This window comes from Dietzia sp. NPDC055343 (genome assembly GCF_053645265.1).
Window position 1 is genome coordinate 1 of the sequence record NZ_JBSHMJ010000121.1, and the last position, 2065, is coordinate 2065.

Sequence of the window (2065 nt, forward strand, 5' to 3'; positions counted from 1 at the left end):
CGGTCGTACCTCTCGTCATGGGTGAGCTGGTCGCTCTCGCCGAGGTTCTGCGCTGCGCTCTTGAGGTATCCGGTCACCACGTTCCATCCCACCCGGCCCTGGGTGAGGTGGTCCAGCGTCGACATTCGCCGGGCGAAGGTATACGGGTGTTCCGCGGAGGTGCTCGCGGTGATGCCGAACCCGAGGTTCTGTGTCACTGCGGCCATTGCGCTGACCAGCATCATCGGGTCGTTCATCGGGATCTTTGCCGCGGTCCGTAGGGCGGCATCGGCGCTACCGTCGTAGACGTCGTACGGGCCCAGGGCGTCGGCGAGGAAGATGCCGTCGAACAGGCCGCCCTCCAACAACCGGGCCAGACGGGTCCACTGTTCGAGGTTCGTGTAGTCCCGCGACCGGTCAGCCGGGTGCCGCCAGATCCCGGGGAGTTGATGCCCCACGCCGTTGATGGCGAAGGCGTTGAACCTGATCCTCCGGGTGTGCTGGTCGTGCGCAGCGTCGGGTCGCGAAGCCATGGTTCTCCTTGCGGTGGTCGTGAGAGGGGTGACCACCGCTCGAGCAGGAGCAGCCGTGGCTGCTCCGATGACATCCCTCCGCGAGTGCTAACTCGATCAGGTTCGCTCGGGTGTGATCTCAGCCCCGTCTAGGGCACCCCGTGTCGCCACACACCCTACATCTCGACAGCCGCAAGCAGGCCGTCCCGCACCGCCTTGGTCAGGCGCACGTACCCGCCCGTTTCCGGATCGCGGATCCAGGCTCGCGGGCCGGCCTTGGGAAGGCCGCGGGCGGCGAGACCGGCGGCATCCGGCCGGTACCAGGTGGTCACCGGGATCTCGTCGACGACGTGGACGATGTCCGGCCGTGCTTCGGATGGGACCGAGGACAGTGCGCCACCGATGTCGGCCGCGGTGATCGCCGCGGAGCCCCACGTGCTCACCGCCGCGACGGCGAGCTGACCGGTCGCACCGGACACCTCGTACACCACGGCCAGGTCCAACTCGGGCAGATCCCCGAGCGCATCGGCGACCTGGATCGGGTACACCGGGCCGTGCTCGGTGCGGACGGTGAAGCCCGCGGAGCCGAGTAGCCAGAAGTCGCCGTCGCGGTCGCGCTCGAAGATGTCATTGGTCGGAACCCAGGTATCGCCCGGGCGGAACAACCCTCGCAGCCGGCGCACCGAGGCATCGACTCCGAGGCGTGGCCGGGTGACGAGCATCCCCGGCGTGTTGACCTCACTCTGCTGGGCGTAACCGCCGGGGCCGGTGATGACCGCGCCGGAGTCGGGATCGACCTCGACGAGCCGCACCTCGGCCGTGCCGGGCAGAGGGCGACCGCGCGCACCCGGCTTGGATGTCGACAGGTTGGCCAGAACCACATCGGCCTCGGTTCCCGCGTAGAACTCGAGGACCCGCGTCCCCGGGTAGCGGTCCATGGTCCGTCGCCACATCCCGCGGGGCATTCCCGAACCCATGAAGAGGGTGATCGTCGAATGTGCCCGGCGGGCAGGCTCCGGCTGGCGAACCAACTCGCGCATCATCGCCCAGGTGTAGGACACGACTGTCACCCCGTAGCGACGTACTTCCTCGTCGAAGGTCTCCGGATCGAAACCGCGGGACAGCGCGATGCGGGACCCACCGGCCACGGCCCCGCCGACGGCGGTGAGCAGCCCCGACGGGTGGTGGAGCGGGCTGAGGCAGTACACGGTCGACGCGGTTGTCAGGCGTGCGGCGCTGGCTGTGCCGAACGCGGACAGTGCCCAGCGGTGATTGGTCACGAGCTTGGTCTGCCACGCGCCGGTCGAGCGGGAGAAGAGGACAAAGGCGAGGTCGCCGGCGCGGCCGGGGTCCGGCCGGTACCAGCGGGGCAGTTCCACCGACTCGGGGTCGATGTGTTCGAGGTCGACGACGTCCGCACCGCGGTCGGCGGGGAGGTCGCGATCCGCGCCGCCGCCGAGTACGAGCGCTCGCGCCCCGGCGATGGTGACCCTGGGCGTGTGTTCGGGGTCGGTGACGACCTCGGTCACAGAGCTGAGCCGGAGGAGCTCGGGCAAAGACCGGGACGGGGGCAG

Annotated in this window: 2 protein-coding genes and 1 riboswitch; both genes read right to left on the reverse strand. The window is 69.4% G+C overall.

Translation table 11 applies throughout. The features are described 5' to 3' along the window. Nucleotides 1-512, reverse strand: a 512-nt coding sequence (locus tag ACWIE7_RS18945; RefSeq protein WP_454070296.1) for an LLM class flavin-dependent oxidoreductase, incomplete at its 3' end; no start/stop codon positions are given. A gap of 56 nt (nucleotides 513-568) precedes the next feature. Further along, a riboswitch (TPP riboswitch) is annotated at nucleotides 569-663 on the reverse strand. Between the two features lie 4 nt (nucleotides 664-667). Then, nucleotides 668-2065: AMP-binding protein (locus ACWIE7_RS18950; protein WP_454070297.1), on the reverse strand; the 1398-nt coding region annotated here is incomplete at its 5' end.